The sequence below is a fragment of the Granulicella sibirica genome, from assembly GCF_004115155.1.
Lineage (GTDB): Bacteria > Acidobacteriota > Terriglobia > Terriglobales > Acidobacteriaceae > Edaphobacter > Edaphobacter sibiricus.
Genome location: NZ_RDSM01000001.1, coordinates 1,780,603 through 1,799,589, shown reverse-complemented (window position 1 = coordinate 1,799,589; position 18,987 = coordinate 1,780,603). Strand labels below are relative to the sequence as shown.

Sequence of the window (18,987 nt, the reverse complement as noted above, 5' to 3'; positions counted from 1 at the left end):
GCGACTTGATGTCGTGTCGTCCATCACGGCTCCAGGCTCTGGGTTAGATCGTCAACCATACGGTGGAAGGCCTCCTGTCGCATCGTCTCCACGACGCGTGGACGGGCGAATGGGACCTCCACTTCGCGTACGACGCGTCCCGGACGACCGCTCATGACGAGCACCCGGTCAGCAAGAAAGATAGCCTCCTCGACGGTGTGGGTTACGAGGATTGTCGTGATGCGCTTCTGTTGCCAGATGCGCTGGAGTTCGAGGTTCATGGAGCGGCGGGTGACCGCGTCGAGAGCGCCAAACGGCTCGTCCAGCAGGAGGAGCTTCGGATTCAGGCAGAGAGCGCGTGCGATCGAAGCACGCTGCCGCATGCCGCCGGAAAGCTGACTCGGACGCGCACTCTCAAATCCCTTGAGGCCGACGAGATCGATGAGACCCGCGATATGCTCGCGATCAGGCCGGCGTCCGGCGATCTGGAAGGGTAACTCCAGATTTCCTTCTACGGTACGCCAGGGCAGGAGAGCATGCTCCTGGAAGGCGATACCGAGTTCCTGCTTTGCCTGGAGTTCACGGGGTGGCACGCCGTCAACGAGCACGCGGCCCGTCGATGGCTCATCAAGGCCCGCAACGAGGTGAAGGATCGTGCTCTTGCCGCATCCCGATGGCCCAAGCAGCGCGACAAACTCTCCCTCGGCGATGCGCAGGTCCATGGCTTCCAGGGCAAGCACACGACGGTCGCGGCTGATCCGGAACTCTTTGCTCACGCCCTCGAGGGCAATCGTGGCCACGCGCTATCCGATCGCGCGGTCGAACCGCGACATGATGGTCTTGTACTGCCGCGCAACGCGCTCGCGCATGGGTCCGAGGTCGATGGTCAGGAGTCTGCGGTCCTGCATGACGACACGCCCGTCGATGATGACCGTGCGGACATCGCGTCCCACGGTGCTCTCGGCAAGCGTGATGACCGGATCATAGTTCGGATATTGGTCGTAGTCATCGGTGGGAACAAGCACTACGTCGGCTTTCTTGCCAGCCTCGAGGCTTCCGATCGAGCGCTCCAGTCGCGCCGCGCGGGAACCGCCACGAAACGCCTGCTTCAACATCTGCTCGTGAGTAATGGGTGGATCGACGTGATACGGCGTGCCGTTAACAGCCTGCTGCCCAAGCACCGCGCCATGCATTACCTGGAACATATCGAGGCTTGCGCGAGTAGCCGCACCGTCCGTGCCGAGACCCACGCGGATGTTGCGCCGCATCATCTCCAACAGCCTTGGTCTTCCCATGGTGTAGTTATTCAGGGCGCAATGACAAGCCGAGACATCGCGCTCGGCATAGAGATCAAGTTCATTCAGGCTCAGAAGAACGGAGTGTGCGCCGTGCACATAATGATCGAGGCATCCGATCTTCTCCATATACTCCGCCGACCGCATATTCCATTGACGAATGGCGAAGTCGACCTCGTATGTTCCCTCCGCGAGGTGCGTGTGGATTGGCGTATCGAGCGCGTGCGATAGCTCGTGCATGCCGAGACGAAGAGCCTCGGTATTCACCATCAACTGGCGCAGCGACAGCCATGCATTCACGCGCTGATGGTGCTTCCAGGAGTGAACGAGGTCTTCGCTTCGTCGCAGCGCAACTGCCGTGTCCATGCGCGAGTGAGAAGGCAGATCGTCGGTCGTGTCCATCGTCGACATGGCGATGCGTCCGCGAATGCCGATCTCATCGGCGGCCCGGCCCATCTCCTCCGGGAATGGGCCGCCCGCTTCGAGAAAGCAGGTTGTACCGGAACTGATCATCGCGGAGTAAGCAGCAAGGCCGCTGCAGTACACATCCTCGGGCTCCAGCCCGCTCTCGAAGGGGATGAGATAGCGCTGCCACATGGGACTGCGCAACTCGCCCTTACGCTGCACGGAGGGCAGCTTGCCGTGCAGGAACTGCTGGGCCGTGTGGACGTGGCAGTCGATGAAGCCGGGCATCGCGATCATGCCTGTGGCGCGGATCGTATCCTTTGCCGCGAACTTATCCGCCGCCTCCCGCGCCGCGCCGATCCATACGATTGAGTCGCCGTCGATCGCGATGGCGCCCTCACGGACCAGCGTTTCATGGTCGTCGAAGCAGACAACGTCTGCTCCCGTGACGAGTAAGCTCACTTCCTGCTTCTGCCGCACTTCACTCAAGCTTTCCCTCCGACTGCACGGTATGCCTCTTCCAACATACTTCGATCGATAAGCCGCTCCGGTGGCGGAAGGTTTTCCCTGCCCGTGATCTTCGCAATGGCGTACATGTTCCGGATGCTCTGATCGCTGAACCAGAACGGAATATTCGTTCCCGTTTCAAGCTCCAGAGGCACCTGCAAACGGTTCAACGTGACCTGCTGCTTGAGGTGGAGGCCCAGGTCCCCGCCATATTTTTCGACGGCAAGCCTCGCGGCATACGACGCGTCCCTGGCGTTGTCAGCCTGCGCGCGCAGGATTGCTTTCAGAAATCCGACAACCTGGCCACGATGCTTCGTTACCATCTCACGATCCATGAACAAAAGAGATGATGGCACCCTGTAGCCGAGATCGTAGACCTTCGTGACGAAGAAATCCTTCCCCTGCTTCAGGCCCATGTTCTCAAGCATTGTGGGCTGATTGGTGACATAGCAGAAGTAGGCATCTCCCTCGCCCTGCAGGAGAGCCTCAGGAGAAAAGCCGACCGGCACAAGTTTGTAGTCGAGCGGGAGCTTGTTGAGCCGAAAGGTCGCGTCCAGTTCGTTGCGCTCGCTTGGGCCCTGCACGAGGAAGCGGCCGCCGACGAGGTCTGCCGGCTTGAGCATTGGCCGCCTGGGCAGCGTGATCAGTCCCGTAGGCAGGATAGGAAACTGCGCGGCGACCACGACGAAGTCATTGCCTTGAAGGACTGCATCGAGGAAAGGCAGCCACTCGGCGTCGCCCATGTTCGCCTGTTGAGCCGCGACCACGACCACGGGCTGCGGCGCGTTCGGGCCGCCCGGCTCGTATGACATGCGGACGCCTTCGTCACGCAGGTAGCCGCGCTCCATCGCGACCCACAGGTTGCCATACTCGACATCCGGTAGCCAACCCAGGGCCCACACCAGGCCTACGCCACGAGTGCGCCGGCAGCCCAATGCGCCGCTCATACCGGCCATCGCCCCGAGATGCACAAAGCGCCGGCGATTCAACGAGACGATCCTCCACGGACAGGCCAGCATTTCAGCCGATCGGACGACAGGTTTACTAAGGGGTGCGGTTGTGCTGTTATGAAAATAACAGCCCCTGGCGATTCCCACCTCCGTCATTCTGCCTAGCCCCTGGAGATCCTTCGATGCGCCGCCTCAGCCTTGCTCTTCTCCTTGCATGCGGCGGCCTTGGTCTCAAGGCCCAGACGGCGCCGGAGCCTCTTCTGGTCAAGACCGGCACACTTCCGATGACCAAGGCAGTGCTGGTCTTCGGGCAGAAGATCGTCTACTACGACACCGGCGTCGGCCCCACGATCGTGCTCGTACATGGCTTCGGCAGCCAGGCCATGTTCGACTGGGGCCAGGTGATCATGCCGCTCGCGGCCAAGCACCATCGCGTGATCGCGCTCGACCAGATCGGCTTCGGATCGTCGGATAAGCCGTTCATCGACTACAGCATCCAGACCTACGTCGATTTCCTCGGCGAGTTCCTCCGCACGCTGCATGTCGACCACTTCACGCTCGCGGGCGAGTCGCTCGGTGGATGGGTCGCGTCGTCGTACGCCATTCAGGCGCTTGCTCCGGAGAACACCGGCAGGTACCCGCTGCCGAAGCCGGAACGGTTGATCCTCGAAGATGCGGCCGGACATAGGACGCTCGGCGATGGACCATCCATCCCGATCGCGGGAACCCTCAAGGACGCCGCGGGCGTTGGTATCATCTTCTACGACAAGTCTCGTGTGACTGAAGACTTCATTCGTCAGAACTTCGCCATCAAGCTCAAGGCGAACGATGGGTTTACGCAGCGCTCTCTCCGTGGCAATCCAAAGCTTGCGGAAGAGATTGTGAGCGATAAGCTCGCGTCGATCACGATCCCGACGCTCGTGGTCTGGGGCGGCAACGACATGGTTGTTCCGCTCGACGATGGCAAGGACTTCGCCGCGAAGATTCCGGGCGCGAAACTCGTCGTCGTGCCGGAGTGCGGGCACGTTCCCTCGACCGAAAAGCCGGCGGCGTTTCTCGATGCCGTCGTGCCGTTTCTCGAGTAACTGCTCCTAGTCGATCAAGTCTTGAGTACGAATAATGGGCGCCACCACGGTCCCATACCTGAGCGCTGCTTCAACAAGGTGTTGTGTCCCGCCCGGACCATCTCCGGCCTCGCCATCCCACAGGGCGAGGAGCGATCGCGCCGGCGCCCTGGCGATTGCTTCCTGCATGAGCCACAGGTTGGTTCGCTGCCAGACGTCGTAGTCCATACGCTCGCCCATCCATGCGGGCAACTCGAGACTGTCTCCAAGCACCTCGACATTGCTCTTGCCGAGCCGTTCGACGAGCGCATGAAAGCGCTTCACCCAGGCTTCACCTGCAGGCGCGACGGATGTCTCAATGAACTTTTCTTGCGGTAGCGTGAGGCGCAGCAACGTTTCTATCCCAAGCGAAGCGCATTCTTCGTGAAACAGAAGATCGCCCCCGCTCGCACCGCCTGCGATGCCCACTGTTCGCACTGTATGCACACGCTTTAGCTCCCGCAGCGTCTTAGCCATGGCTTCGCGCGCTCGACCTTCGCAAGACGCAGGAAACCTCGGGTGCTTCCGATCCGGGGCGTCGATCATGTGGCCGGTAAAAAGGATCGCGTGATCCCAGCCGAAGCGCTTTGCGTCCGACAACCCATCGAGGCTCTCCGCGACCAGGCGAAGCCCATCGGCCATCCAGCCATAGCTTCGCGCTTCAACGCCGAGCAGTCCAAGCAGCCCGAATTGCCGCCGCTCGCCTGCGCGTCGTACGTCCTCAGCAAAGCTCTCCGGGGCCTTTGGTCCTATGTCATTCCTCACGGAAGCGTGCATCCCAAGCCTCGCTTCACTGTACTCCGCGAAACCTCAAATGGATCGCATCAGAGCGTGACGAAGCGCTTAAGGCGGGCCGCCGCCTGGCCGAGGGCGCTCTCGTCAAAGTCCCGGGGAGCTTTATCGAACACGTCTTCCAGAGCCTTTCTCGTCTCCGGCATATCTCCGTGAATCCAGTGAGCCCTCGCGTTCTCGAATGTAAGAGCTCTCACAAAGCCGTCCCGCCTGCGATCGGATATCTGCTCACCCGGAACCTTCGCCAGCTTAGCCAGTGTAAGGTCGACCACGCCAAGCATCCGTCCTGTCTCACGCTTCTCAGCCAGTCCATCCAGCAGAATGCGGATTGCCTCCACCCAGCCACCCCAGTTCCTGCACTCCTCAAAGAGATTTGCCGCATCGAGGGCCCCCTCGACCGCTTCGGTCGGACGTCCCGCAGTCTGGTGAATCCTAGCCTGCGTCGTAAGAGAATAGGCAATCTGGAGCCGTCGCCCGTGAAATGCATGGATGGCAAGCGCACGTCGCAGAAGCTTCAGCGCCTCATCGAGATGGTCCGGCTTGTCGGCAAGCAGATCGGCCCAGTCCCGCAGCAGGTTTGCGAGCGCCGAGTGCCAGCGGATGTCGCGGGGCAACGGGCTTCGTTCGAAGTCGAGCAGAGAGGCACGGTAAAAGGTCTCAGCGGAGCGTACCCGGTGCCGAGTCTGCATGAAGTAACCGAGTTCGTGACGAGCCCTGCCGGAGTCGCGCGGCATATTATCGGTTTCGGCCAGGTGAACCGTCTCGCGATAGCAGTCATCTTCGCGGCGCTTCGCATCCGTTATCCTGGGTCCCTTCGTCGCAACAGCAGCCGTCCCTGTCGTGGGGACGCTCGGCGCGATCTCTTCCGGGATGCCACCCCAACGGCTCACGTAGTTCCCCGTCAGCAGAGCACGTTCAGATGAGCTCTTGAGCGCGAGCACACAAGCCGCAGCCTTCGCCTGCCTATTACAGCGCGCATAGGCGAAGTACGCCGCCGAGCGGACCTCGTCGTCGCATTCCCCAGTTCCATCTGATCCAACGATGTCCTCGTAGAGCTTCTGCGCCTCGTCCAGCTTGTTGAGATCGACGAACTCAGGCACCGTGAGCGGCTTTGGCTTGCCGTAGATCAGCAGAAAGGTCAGGGCGGGGTTCGGGGAGATCGTCTTCAGAAACTCGGAATGCCACGGCGACGCATCCGTCCAGACGATCAAAGGCGCCCCGAAGGAAGCTATCTTCTGGAAGAACCAGACGAGCCGGTCCGCGGCGTCGGTCTTCGGCGCGTCCTGCACGGGCAGGTTTAGCTCGGCGATGGCATCGCCGGACAAAGGATCGTTTCCGCCATCCAGCCGGATCTTGTTTCCCCGCCAGTTCTCGACGATGGAGACAGGAAGCTGACTCCAGTCCTCATCTTGCAGCGCATCCGGTATCTCCATGCCTGTGATGGAGCCCGGCGGAAGGCGCTCGATCGCTCTGGCTAGTTGCTTCCATCCCTTTCTTGCCCGTACACTCACCGCAGGTTCGGCAAGCGGAACAGCCGGTGAAAACCACGTGGCTTGCGGGACCTGTGGACCGTTCAGCGCCATCGCACTGAGGTCCAGTGCCCCCGTCATGTAAACGACCATCGAGGCCCAGTTGGCGCAGTCGAACTCCTGCTCGAACTTCGCCGCGCGGATGCGGACCAGGGCGGTCTCCGGGTCGCGGCTTGCCGCCGGACCAAAGACATCGGAGTAGAAGTCCCTTGAAATTGATTTCGCGTCAACGACGTTGAGCGGCGCCTGGAACGAGAGAACGAGCGGAACGCCTTGGCGATGCAGCGAGAGCGCGGGCGATTGCCCCCACGAGTCTGCCGAGCCCGAATAGCAACTCCACAGAAGCGCGATTCGAGCCTTCGCATAGCGGCGGGCGTTGGTCGTCGCGCTGACTCCGCCGATCTGGTTCAACTCGGGGTTCCCGTGCTTTTCGATATGCAGGATGTCCGGCGCGCCCCGTGCGATCCGCGTAATCTCTTCGGGCAGATTCTTCAGCGACTTGAGCGTCGCGCTGGTTGTATTCGCGTCGACGTCCGAGACCAGGTTCAACGTTGCTCCGAGCGCCACTGGTATCTTCGAAAACTTACCCCACGACTGAACGACTGATAGGTCGCGCGCGGCGAGGAACTTTCCTGAAAGGTCATAGAGCGCTCCCCATGGCAGAAGATGAAGTTCCGGCCGTGTCGTCTGGATGACGAGCCTTCGGGAAGTTGACGGCTCCGAAAGAAACTCTTGCAGCACGGGGCTCAGGCCAGCAAGCGTTTGGAACAAGTCGCGCCCGACGGCGCGGATGACCACCGCACTCTCGTATCCTTTCCGCTCTTCATTACAGCGTTTCATTCGGTTGACGAAATCGCGCCACCGTTCATCGTTCACGGGCGAGCGAAACGTCGATGCGGAGAACTGGCATCCATCGATCGACAAAAAGACGCCATACTCGCGCTCAAGCGTAAGCGGCATCTTCTCCTCGTCCTTCGTGCTCGGCAGCACAAACTGGACGACCGCGGTCTTGCGGAAGATCGGCACCCAGACACGCTACCATAATCGAATTGCGCGGGTTGCCGTTCCGAGAGGTCAACGCCTCAGTGTCTACGGCGTCGCCTTCCGCGGCCTCGTATAGGTCAGACCCGCACTCGCGTAGATACCAGGGCTTGGGAAGCCCACGAACTCTTGATACTTCCGATCGAAGGGGTTCTCCACCCGTATCGTCCCTTCGAGCCCCTCGCGCAGGTTCCATCGCAGCTTCGCGTTCGTGATCGAGTAAGCGCCGACAGTGCTGTACTGCGGAACAGGCACCTGGTAGTCGTATCTCCTTCCAACCCATACGGTGGCAATGTCGAGGCCCATCGCGCGCGTCACGGGTAAGGACATGCGAATCTGCTCGCTCCATCGCGGCACATCCCGCAGCCGGTTCGCGGTTTCCTTCAGGCCTGCATCGAGATAGGAAACCTCTCCGCCAATTCTGACTCGCCGCACTGCCGCGCTCGCCTCCAGTTCCAGTCCTCGGCCATAGCCATGGCTGTCATTCACCAGGCGAAAGACGGTGGGGTCGAAGTCGACAAGATCTCGATACCGATTATCGAAATAGGTGAGCGAAACCTTCGTCGCAGCCGGCGCAAACTCCCGTTCCACGCCAGCGTCGAATCCGGTGCCGAACTCCGGCACGAGCTTCGGATTCCCCACAAGCGGGCTGCCAAGCGCGTAGAACGAGGGCAGCTTGAACCCCTTGCCCCAACTCGCCCTCAGCCGTGTCTTCGCAAGCGCATAGCTTCCACCAACACGTGGCGAGATCACGGTGTGATACGTGTTGCTCTTTTCGAGCCCGAACCCGCCGGTGACCGCCAGCTTGCCTTTCGTCACCGTCCCATTTCCCGAGAACGAAAACGTTGGCCGCGAGAGCGCGTAGGACGCAGGAAGATATCCCGCCAGGTTACCCACGCTTGTCCCGTTCTCCTGCCGAAATGCCGTCACGGCATACAGCGAAAGCCACCGGGCTGGATGGACCTGTTGAACCGTCAACACCCGCCATCGCATGAATCGCGTGGCGCTCGCCGTCGATGGCACGTACGAGGGGCCGGGAGGAAGCCTATCGAAAATCGCCGGCGTATCGTTCACGGCCACACGCGAGAAGACGTCTCCACCCGCCGTGTAGAACCAACGCGTCCCAACCTGCTGCTGATAATTTGTCCCGCTGACTATCTGATCCGCCCTATCGTGTTCGATTGCCCGAGAGATCGCAAACGCCGGTCCGCCGCTACTGACGGGAAAGCTCGTCGAAGCGAGCCGGTTCCACCGCATAAAGCTCTGCACGTGCTTGCTGCCGCCAAGACTCACGTCAGCCTTCAACGAAGCGTCACCCGATGCGAACCCGTCATCGAGTACCTGCTGCCCCATGCGCGAGAAGCCGCCATCCCCGCTGAGCCCAAGCCTCTTCCATGTCCTGCTCAGCCCGCCACTCGCTGAGCCGTACCCGAACTCTCCACCTTCAGTCGACAGTCTCATCACTGGTCCGTCAGCAGGCCTTCGCAGCACGATGCTGATCACTCCGCCCACCGCCTCCGAGCCGTAGATCGAGGACAACGGCCCTCGCAGAATATCGACGCGTTCTATCTCGTCCGCAGATAGCGTTGCGAAGTTGAACGCGCCACCAAGCAGGTCGCCGATATCATTCGCCGGCACGCCATCGATCAATACAAGTGTGAAGTTCGGTTTTGCCGCCCGTATGCTCACGCTGCTTAAAGAACCCTTCGATCCTGCCTGCGAGAGATGCACCACGGCTACGAAGCGCAGCAACTCCGCCGCATCCCTCGCCCCGCTCCGCACAATCTCCTCGCGATCGAGGATTGTGTGCGTCCCCGCAAGCGTGTCGGCTGGCACCGGTTCCGCGATGACGGTGATGCTCTCTGCACGCGGCGCAACGCTCTGTCCGGGCGCCATGCGCAGCGCGCAGGCCGCAAGACAATACAGAAGCGGAGCCGAGCGTGGATGAGGAGTTTTCATTTGGAATTGTCGTGGTGCCAGCCCAGTCTAGCCGCTCTCGCTCGCTTGACCCGCAGGGTATGCTTGGTATGTTCTACACCCCTCAGACCTGGTGGCTTTCTCCGCGATGGCGTTCACCGGCAATCAACGATTCGAACTGCGCCGCGAGCTTGGACGCGGGGGGATGGGCGTCGTCTTCGAGGCCTGGGACACGGAGCGGCGTGAGACCATCGCGCTCAAGATGCTGCATCGCAGCGACTCCGAGACGATCCTCCGGCTCAAGCAGGAGTTTCGCTCCCTCAGCGAGATCGCCCATCCAAACCTGATCTCGATGTACGAGCTGCTCTGCCATGAGGACGACTGGTTTTTCACCATGGAGTTCCTTCAGGGAGCTTCGAACTTCATGCAGGATGTCACCCTCTCGCAGAGGGAGAGTTCGGAGGCGGCCGGAACACTCCCTACGCTGGACCACACGACCGCCTTGCCCTCACAGGACAGCGACGCAACCCGCTCTTTGTCCGCGATGCCAGGCTTGACTCAGGCGACCGTTGCGCTCCCGGACGAAGATGCGACCGTCGCTCATCTTCCTTTCGCTGAAAAAGCAACCAGTCTCATCACATTTTCTGAAACTCCCACTGGTTATGCTCTTCGCACCATCTCCTTCGAGAAAATCCAGCAGATCCTGCACGGCTTCCGGCAACTCGCCATCGGAGTTCAGGCCCTGCACGCCCAGCGTAAGCTGCATCGCGATCTTAAGCCCGGGAACGTCATGGTGCGCGGCGACGGGACGGTCGTCATCCTCGACTTTGGCCTGGCCTCGACCCGCGCCGCCAAGCCAGAGACCAGGCTCAAACCGGATAGGGCAGGGAACCAGGTGCGTCAGCCCGGGTCCAGCTCTTCAAGCTCGGATCACGGCATCTCCGGCACGATCCCTTACATGTCTCCAGAGCAGGCCGCGGGCGCGCCACTGACCGAGGCTAGCGACTGGTACGCCGTCGGCGTCATGCTCTTCGAGGCTCTTACGGGCGGTCTGCCGTTTCAAGGCGAACCGATCAGGATTCTCCGGGCCAAACAGCTAACGGAAGCCCCGGAGGTCACGAGTATCGTCTCCGGAGTTCCGCCCTCGCTGAGCGCCGTATGCATGGGGCTTTTGCAGCGCGACTCCAGCCGCCGCCCCGAAGGTCGCGAGATACTCCAGGCTCTCGGCGCAACCACGGGCCCCGCGCAGGCTCAGGCCATCGGGATCGACGACGAACCGGAGTTCGTCGGCCGCGAGCAGTACATGCAGGCTCTTCGCGCAGGCTTCGACAGCAGTCGCATGGCCCCTACAGTCGTCCACCTGCATGGACGATCCGGCTCCGGCAAGAGCACGCTCACGGAAAACTTTCTAGAGCGCCTCGCCGCCGAGCAGCCTGTGCTCGTCTTTCGCGGGCGGTGCTACGAACAGGAGTCCGTGCCCTATAAATCCGTCGACGGGATCGCAGACGAGATCGCCCTGTGGCTCGCGGGGGCCGACGCAAAAGACCAGGAAGCTCTCTCGCCAATCGAGTGCCTTCCGCTCACCAAGGTCTTTCCGGTCTTCCGCCGGGTGCGTTATATCGCGGAGTGCGCCGATCGTTCCGAGGGCTCTCTCGCCCTCACAGAGCTTCGTCGTGACGCCTTCCAGGCTCTTGGCGACCTCTTCGAGCGCCTTGATCGAAGGCATCCCCTCGTGCTCTGGATCGACGACCTGCAGTGGGGCGATGTCGACGGGGTGGAGATGCTCTCGGTCGCCCTTGCACGCCCCGGCTTACGCGTCCTTCTTCTTGTCACCTATCGGGATGAGTATGCGGCTACAAGTCCGTCTCTCAAAGCCCTCGCCGGTCTCGAACGAAGAGCTGCCGCGCTCACACTCCGGGATATTCCTGTCGAGCCGTTGAGTGCGGAAGAGTCGATGGAGCTCGTCGGCGCCATGCTACGCGAGCGCGAGAATGAGGCGTCGGTCGAAGAGATGCAGGAGATCATCCGGCAGGCCGACGGTAACCCCTACTTTCTCAAAGAGCTTGCTCACCACATTCGAACCGGCCGTACTCTGCCGCAGTCTGGAGGCAGCTCAGGAACCTCGGGCCTCGACGAGATTCTCTGGAGCCGCATTGTCGCGCTTCCTCAAGCCGAACTCGATCTCCTTGAAACGATCGCTGTCTCCGGCCAGCCCATCCGCCTCCGCTACGCGCACGAGGCGAGCGGCCTGGAAGATCTCCCGCTTTCCATCCTCACGTCGCTGCGCATGCATCACCTGGTTCGCAGCAGTGGTCTCAGCCTCCTCGACGAAGTCGAGACCTATCACGATCGCATCCGCGAGACGGTCCTCGCCCACCTCACCCACGTCCTCCGTCGCGATCGTCACGCCAGCCTCGCCGTCACGCTCGAGGCATCCGGCGAAGCGACCTCCGACACACTTGCCGTGCATTACGAGTCCGGGGAGCAGCCCGCCAAAGCCGGACACTTCTACGAGCTCGCCGCGCAGGAGTCCGCCAAGGCGCTCGCCTTTGCGCGCGCGGAAGCCTTCTATGTGAAAGCCCGCAAACTTGTTCCGGACGTCGTCTCCCGTACCCGCATCTCCGAGCGTCTCGTCCACCTCTACACAGACCTCGCCCGATTTCCCGAGGCGTACGCCACCGGCCGCGCTGCCCTCGCGGAGCTTCATCTCAAGATCCCGGCGAAATTCCATCCCCCCAGCTTCGCGGTCGATCTTTTCAAGAACTGGCTACTTCTCCGCAAGATCGAAATCGAATCCATCCCCGACCTCCCCGTGGCCACGGACCCGGAACACATTGCGCGCATGACCATCCTTGCCTCGATCGGCAAAGCGGCCTACCAGGTCCGTCCGGAGCTCTGCATCGCCATCATGGTCAAGATGGTGAATCAGTACGTTCTTTTGGGGAGCACACGGGATACCGCCATCGGCTTCATGGCCGTCGGCACGATCTTCTTCGGAGGCATTCTTGGCCGTTACAAGACAGGCCACCGCTACGGCAAGGTCGCTTTGCAGCTCATCGATCGTTATGACGCCACCCGCAAGCGTCCCGAGGTCAGCTTCGTCGTCGGCTACTTCGGTACTTCCTGGCGCGAACCTGCGACAGAGGCTGAAGCTCTCTGGCGTACAGCCCGTACCGCTGGCCTCGGCACAGGAGATCTCTTCCACGTAGGCTGTGCCTGTGCCGCCACTGCCATCAGCCAGTTCATGCGCGGAGCGCCGCTCAACATCATCGCGCAGAATACAGCCGAGGACGTCGATCTCCTTACTCGTTTCCAACTCAAAGAACCACTCAGTTCAGTTCTCGCCGTCCGCAGAGCGATCGCCCTCTTACAGGACCCGAATGCCGCCTCTGTACCTGCCTCAAAGCAGGAAGCCGACTTCGGCTCCCGCCACCTCGCGCATTACGCACATCTGCTGAATCTCCAAACGCACTATCTCCTCGGCAACTACGAAGCAGCGAAGATATCCGGCAAAGGATCCGCGGCCTACATCGGTGACTCCCGTGGCATGCTCCACGGCACGGAGCACTATCTCTACCTCACCCTTACCGAACTCGCCCTGTCCCGACGCCGCTCTCCACCCGCGCGCATCCTTACCCTGCTGCGTGCCCGGCGCACCGTCAGGCGCTTCAAGCTCTGGGCTCGCAACTCCCCCGCGAACTTCGCCTCCAAGGCGAGGCTGATCGAAGCCGAATGGCTGGCCACTGCGAATCGAAGTCAGCAGGCACTCGACCGCTTTGGGGATGCGGCCCGCACGGCCCTGCGCTATGATCATCCACACATTGCGGCCCTCGCCTGTCAGCGGGCTGCATCGATCGCCTCGGAAGCCGGCCTTCGACAGCATCTTCTCGGCGAAGCAATCCGTCACTACACGCACTGGGGCGCAACCGGATACGCCGCGACCCTGCAGCAAACAAAGACCGGGCCCCCAGTTTCAGCGAACTAAGCCAGCGAGCTAACCCTAGTGAGCTACCCAAGGAGCGCCTTCGCGTGAGTTACATGGATTTCCCGAGCTTTTCGTTGGTCGGCAGCTTCTACACCGATCCATCCACCATGGACAACGACCCCTCGCACTACGACGAATCCTGCACCAATCCATCCCCCTGGCAGGATCCCGGCGGCTCCCACTTCTTCTCTTTTCAGGACATCCTCGCCTCGAAGCCGAACCGCGCCTTTACGCCGCCAGTCGTCACCTGCGCCTTCGACCAGAACGGCAACCCAAGCCTCACCGATCCGCTCATCGGCGCGCCGGTCAATTCCACCGACACCCCGGGCGCGACGAATGGCCAGACGCCGCCCTTCTCCCCCGCCAAGATGGTCGACCTTGATGTTTACCAACAGGGCGTTTCGAACATCTACGGCTTCGTTCTCAAGCTCACGGTAGGCGGCACGGTCCTTACTGGGGCCATGGATCCCTGTACACTGAACAGCATCCGCTTCGATCGCGTTCTTCCCACGCGCGGCTGGGCCGGATGGGACAGTTACGGCTGGGGAAGCTTTGGAGGGGATTCCAACGCATGCGGCGTCTACCAGTCCGTCGTTCGCATTCCCGCTGACACCTGGCCCGCCGCCTCCGGTTCGCCCATCCTGGACCAGCTCCGAGCCGCCACCACGCAGGACACCTCGGGCAACCTCCTTCTCTCCATCCGCATGACGCTCGACGGCTACCAGAACGTCCCCTGGCATGCATCGGACTTTCGTATCGGCCGCGTCCTCGCCACAGTCGGCCCGCAACTCGCGACCGATCCCTCCCATTGCCTAGCCGGCCGCTGGCTCGCCGGACGGAGTGCCGGACCCGGCGACGCATGGGATCAGCCCTCGCTCTACGGTGCGCCTTTTGAGGTCAAGAACAACACCGTCGCTATCGATCTCTCGAACGCGTTGATGACCTCCGCCCCCGGCCAGGGGCCGCTCAATCTCGGAAACCTCTCCGTCTATATCGGGGACGGCTCGACGGGTGTCGTCGGTACTCCGTTCCAGACGAACGACATCCTCTACAGCCTCTCTGGCGGCATCGTCCGCCTGCCTCTCACCGCCGAACAGGCGGCCGCAGCCGCGTCGGCGCCTTTCTTTCTCGCCTCGTCGCTCCCTGGCATCAACGGCCTCAGCACCTTCAATAAGCAGCCTGTCCTCTGGCAGGAGAGCGCCACTGGTTTCTGGATCGCGTGCGACGACCGCAACTTCCAGCTTGCCAGCGATCAGCCCAACCCCGGCTCTCAGCCTGGCTTCTTCTACGTCACCCAGTGGGGACAGCCCGTAACGGACGCTTCGCAGATCGAGCATCACGTCTTTCCCTGTTTCCCGAATAACTCCGCCGCCACCGTCCCATGGTCCGGCGGCTATAAAGGCAACAGCCTCTCCTCCGATGGCTGCCTCGAAGCGGTTCTCTGCCCGGGAACTCATTCAGGCCAGTTTTGCCTCGAGCTCTCCGCCATCTGGGACCCCGGCTCACGCACTCCGGAGTTGGAGTCGCAGCTCTACTTCATCTGCCTCTGGCAGAAGGGCACACCGCCGCCACCACCGAACCTCGAGAGCGGCTGCCCGCCGCAGGAGCAGATGATGTCCGCCGTCGTCTGGTCGAGCTATCAAATCAACACCAAGCCGGATTGGGCCGAGATCCAGCGGCTCATGAAGGTTTACGTCAAGCTCTTCCCCTCCATGCACGCCCGCATGGACCTCAGCGATCAGCAGACCTTCCAGATCTTCTCGACGAACCCGCCGTGGTTCGTCTCCTATGCCAACATGCCCGGTCCTGCCACGTACACGCTCCCCAGCGGTGGCGTTATCGCAAGCGGAACCATCCCCTACTACATGACCCGTACGATCGACGACCCGCGCCTGATGCCCATCATGCGCGACCTCTCGCCGAACCGCCTGCTCACGGTCCTCTACTACTGCTACAACCTCCAGCAGGAGACCCAGCCCACGCCGCCACCGCCGGGAGAAGGTGCGCCGCACCCAACCGCGACGCCAACCAGGAAAGGAGCCAACGCATGAGATACCTCCGGCCCGTCGCCTCTTCGGTTGTCGTTCCCGAAGGGAATCTGCGTTTGGTGTTGCCGTTGTTCCTGGCCTTCTCCCTGATGGCCACAACGCCAGCGACCGCTCAAACCACGCCGCCCGTCCAGACCACGCCCACCATCCCTTACACCCTCACTTTCGTCGCTGCGCCGCAGCCAAGCACGCTTCCAGCCCTGCACTCGTACTGCCTTGCAAACGTCTCCCCCACCCAGTGGCTCATCCTCGGCGGACGCCTCCAGGGCCTTCACCAGTTCAATCCCAGCGGTAACTTCGCCGGGCCAAATACCATGCTCTGGTCCGTCAATCCCGTCGCCGGAACCTCTGTCCAGGTCGCAGATCTCTCTCAGCTCAGCGCCTCCTTCGCCGATCCTCTGACCGCCACGAACCAGCAGTGCGAGTACCATCCCGAATCGAACGCCTGGTACATCGTCGGAGGCTATGGGGTCATTCATGCGACCGGCCAGTACACCACCTTCCCGACGATCATCCGCATCCCCGTCTCGCAGGTAGCCGCGGCAGCCACCAACACCACGTACACTGCCGCCCAGCGCCAGGCTGCCGTTGCAGGCATCATCACCAACCCCGTCAACCTCGTCACCAACAATGCTCTCAAGGTCACGGGCGGCTCCCTCTCCCACACCGCCGCCGGGCTCGAGTTCCTCGCCTTCGGGCAGGACTTCGAGGGCAACTACAACCCGTTCGGATCCTTCACCCAGACCTACACGAACCAGGTCTTACCCTTCGTCATCAGCACCACCGGCACGGCCAATCCGCCAGCCTTCTCCATCAAGACCTACGACCCCATCACATCCTCCGACTCCACCATGCCGTGGAACCGCCGCGACTTCGCCTCCGGATACGACGTCGATCCCACCACCGGACTCGAACGCTACTCCGTCTTCGGTGGTGTCTTCCCGCCGGGCAAGATCGCCGCCTATGACTTTCCGGTTTACATCACCGGCAACGGCGTCAGTATCGCCGTCAACTCTGACCACAACCTCTCCCAGCACTTCGGCTTCTACGAGTCGCCCATCATCTCCGTGTGGGATGGGTCGAGCATTTACCACACCTTCTTCGGCGGCATCGGCCACTTCTTCCTTAACCAGACCGCCGACCAGGCCACCGTCTACAAGATGGTCACCGCCCAAGGCCGCAACGACGGCATGCCCTTCATCGAGGACGTCGCTACGCTGCTCGAGAACTCCTCCGGCCAGTACCAGGAGGTTGTCTCCCAGGACCCCATCCCGGGCGGTCTCCTTCACGGCGCATCGGTCGACTTCATCCCGAACCTCTCCGTCGCCTCGCACTTCCAGGGAACCGAAAACTCCGTCGTCAATCTCTCGACCTTCACCGACGGCGAGAAGGAACTCATCGGCTATATCTACGGAGGCATCGAGGCCACCTTCCCGCTGCCCTGCTACCCGAGCCACGGCACCATCGCGACGAATACTCTCTACAGCGTCTATCTCAGCAAGGGCCCGTGGCCAAACCTCGTTCCTGCGTCCACCGCGACGGAAGCCTCCGGCGTCTACCCTCACAACACCGCCGCCGTACAGCCCGCAGCGCCAAACTCCGGGCCACCGGTCTACACCCCGCCAAACCCATGCGCCACGGCTCCCATCGGCCTGACCAAGCTTCCTCCGAAGAGCGTAAAGAAGCCAATCCAAGGAAACCAGAGATGACCATGCAAACGCAGGAGACCGCAGCCGCCACGCAGATCGATCAACCCTGGCTCATTGACTACATTCGTGAAGCAGGCGCAGTCGCCGGAACGGTCCATCGCCGCGAAGAAGGCGGTCTCCGTCTCACTGCCTCGCACAACATCCCGCCGAAAGTCTGTGAAATCGTCGCCTGGGTTCCCGACGGCAAGGGCATGGCCGGACAGGCCCTCGTCACCAAGACTCCAGTCTTCACCTGCAATCTCAAGGATGATCCCTCAGCCACCGTCCGCCCTGGAGCGAAGGCGGTCGACGCCAAAGCCGCCATCGCCCTGCCTGTCTTCGATTCCGCCGAAAATGTCATCGCCGTAGTGGGCATCGCCTACGCGGATGATCGCGACTTCACCCCAGAGATCATCGCTGATCTCACCACGAAAGCCGGATCCTTTCACTAACCCCGGTAAACCACCCGCCCCGCGCAAATCGTACCCACCACACGCCCGATCATGGCAACCTCATCAAACGGCGTATTGCGCGACTTCGACAGCGCCTTCGACCCGTCGAATGTCCACTCGCGTCCTGCATCGAACACAACAACGTCGGCCACCGCACCCACACCAAGCGTCCCGCGCCCGGCCAGGTTGACGATCGCCGCCGGATTCTGGCTCATCAACTCCAGGACGCGCCGCACCGGCATCCCATGCTCTCGTCCAAGCACCTTCAACGCAAGCCCAAGCGCCGTCTCCAGCCCGGTAATCCCGTTCGGAGCCCGTTCAAACTCCACTTCCTTTTCATGCGCCGCATGCGGAGCGTGATCCGTCGCAATGCAATCAACCGTGCCGTCCAGAAGCCCGGCGATCACCGCCTGCCGATCGTTCTCGGCGCGCAGCGGAGGATTCATCTTGGCGTGCGTATCGAAGTCTCCGACCGCCTCATCCGTCAGCGTGAAGTGATGCGGAGCCGCCTCGCACGTTACATGCAGCCCATCTTCCTTGGCCCGCCGGATCGCCTCAAGCGCCTTCGCCGTCGACACATGCTGCACATGCAGGTGCGCCCGCACGCCATCGACCTTCGCAATCTCCCGCACCAGCCGGATATCCCGCTCGACGATCCGGCTCTCCGCCTCAACCGTCATCCCGCGCAGACCAAGCTTGAACGCCACCGTCCCCGCGTTCATGCTACATCCGCCGGTGAGCCGCGTATCTTCCGCATGCTGCGAGATCGGCAACCCAAGCCGCCCTGCGCACAACAGCGCCGCCTGCATCACGTGATCCTCGAGCACCGGCTTGCCATCATCGGTAAATCCAACCGCCCCGGCCCGCGCCAGCGACTCGAAGTCCGTGAGGTGCTCACCCATGCTGCCGAGTGTCACTGCCGGCATGGCATATAGATGAACCTTAGCCCCCCGCTCCGGGTCGAGCATCCACGCAAGTGAAGCCGTCGAATCGTTCACCGGAACCGTGTTAGGCATCGCGACCACGGTCGTAAACCCACCCGCCGCCGCCGCCGCAGTCCCGGTTGCAATCGTCTCTTTATACGTCTGCCCCGGTTCCCGCAGATGAACGTGGACATCCACAAATCCCGGAGCCACCGTCATTCCGGTCGCATCGAACGTCTCGCTAACCTCAACCCGGTCCAGCACCCCCGGACCTTCGACCGCCGCAACTCGCCCATCCCGCACCAGCACGTCGAAGAGCCCATCCACCCCACTCGCCGGATCGACGACCGTCCCACCCTTGATAAGCATGTCT

General features: G+C 61.9%; 12 protein-coding genes. 5 read left to right on the top strand and 7 right to left on the bottom strand.

Going from position 1 to position 18,987, the window contains the following annotated elements:
* Window positions 1–23 precede the first annotated feature (23 nt).
* From GRAN_RS07500 to GRAN_RS07490, 3 genes are read right to left on the bottom strand one after another with little or no spacing between them, the layout of a single operon-like run.
* Window positions 24–779, bottom strand: coding sequence for an ABC transporter ATP-binding protein (locus GRAN_RS07500; protein ID WP_128912298.1), 756 nt, complete (start codon window positions 777–779; stop codon window positions 24–26).
* A gap of 3 nt (window positions 780–782) precedes the next feature.
* Complete coding sequence (locus tag GRAN_RS07495) at window positions 783–2,159, bottom strand: amidohydrolase family protein (protein ID WP_128913023.1); 1,377 nt, start codon at window positions 2,157–2,159, stop codon at window positions 783–785.
* A 5-nt stretch (window positions 2,160–2,164) separates the two neighbouring features.
* Window positions 2,165–3,175, bottom strand: coding sequence for an ABC transporter substrate-binding protein (locus GRAN_RS07490; protein WP_161570889.1), 1,011 nt, complete (start codon window positions 3,173–3,175; stop codon window positions 2,165–2,167).
* 143 nt (window positions 3,176–3,318) lie between these two features.
* Here GRAN_RS07490 and GRAN_RS07485 point away from each other — a divergent pair, with 143 nt between their 5' ends.
* Window positions 3,319–4,221 carry an alpha/beta fold hydrolase gene (locus tag GRAN_RS07485; protein ID WP_128912296.1) on the top strand — a complete coding sequence of 301 codons (903 nt, stop codon included), beginning with the start codon at window positions 3,319–3,321 and terminating at the stop codon, window positions 4,219–4,221.
* Window positions 4,222–4,227: 6 nt separating this feature from the next.
* Here the strand turns inward: GRAN_RS07485 and GRAN_RS07480 are convergent, their stop codons facing one another.
* From GRAN_RS07480 to GRAN_RS07470, 3 genes are all read right to left on the bottom strand, one after another.
* Window positions 4,228–5,016 (bottom strand): hypothetical protein, encoded by a 789-nt coding sequence (locus tag GRAN_RS07480; protein ID WP_128912295.1) that lies wholly within the window; start codon window positions 5,014–5,016, stop codon window positions 4,228–4,230.
* 47 nt (window positions 5,017–5,063) lie between these two features.
* The gene (locus GRAN_RS07475) at window positions 5,064–7,586 is read right to left on the bottom strand and encodes a hypothetical protein (protein ID WP_128912294.1); all 2,523 of its coding nucleotides are present in this window, start codon (window positions 7,584–7,586) and stop codon (window positions 5,064–5,066) included.
* A 63-nt stretch (window positions 7,587–7,649) separates the two neighbouring features.
* Window positions 7,650–9,560, bottom strand: coding sequence for a TonB-dependent receptor plug domain-containing protein (locus GRAN_RS07470; protein ID WP_128912293.1), 1,911 nt, complete (start codon window positions 9,558–9,560; stop codon window positions 7,650–7,652).
* A gap of 91 nt (window positions 9,561–9,651) precedes the next feature.
* Between GRAN_RS07470 and GRAN_RS07465 the strand changes: the two genes are divergently transcribed.
* Genes GRAN_RS07465 through GRAN_RS07450 form a run of 4 tightly spaced genes read left to right on the top strand, consistent with a single transcriptional unit; the run spans window position 9,652 to window position 17,691 of the window.
* On the top strand, window positions 9,652–13,503 hold the full coding sequence (locus tag GRAN_RS07465; protein ID WP_128912292.1) for a serine/threonine-protein kinase: 3,852 nt from the start codon (window positions 9,652–9,654) through the stop codon (window positions 13,501–13,503).
* Window positions 13,504–13,547: 44 nt separating this feature from the next.
* A complete protein-coding gene (locus GRAN_RS07460) occupies window positions 13,548–15,554 on the top strand; it encodes a hypothetical protein (RefSeq protein ID WP_128912291.1) in 2,007 nt (668 codons plus the stop codon).
* Window positions 15,551–17,260 (top strand): hypothetical protein, encoded by a 1,710-nt coding sequence (locus GRAN_RS07455; RefSeq protein WP_128912290.1) that lies wholly within the window; start codon window positions 15,551–15,553, stop codon window positions 17,258–17,260. Before GRAN_RS07460 ends, GRAN_RS07455 begins: the two co-directional genes overlap by 4 nt.
* Window positions 17,257–17,691: a GAF domain-containing protein gene (locus GRAN_RS07450; protein ID WP_206662717.1), complete on the top strand. Its 435-nt coding sequence runs from the start codon at window positions 17,257–17,259 to the stop codon at window positions 17,689–17,691. The genes GRAN_RS07455 and GRAN_RS07450 overlap by 4 nt, the downstream gene beginning before the upstream one ends.
* Here GRAN_RS07450 and GRAN_RS07445 read toward each other — a convergent pair.
* Window positions 17,688–18,983, bottom strand: coding sequence for a dihydroorotase (locus tag GRAN_RS07445; protein ID WP_128912289.1), 1,296 nt, complete (start codon window positions 18,981–18,983; stop codon window positions 17,688–17,690). The two genes, GRAN_RS07450 and GRAN_RS07445, sit on opposite strands and share 4 nt — an antisense overlap.
* Window positions 18,984–18,987: the final 4 nt, after the last annotated feature.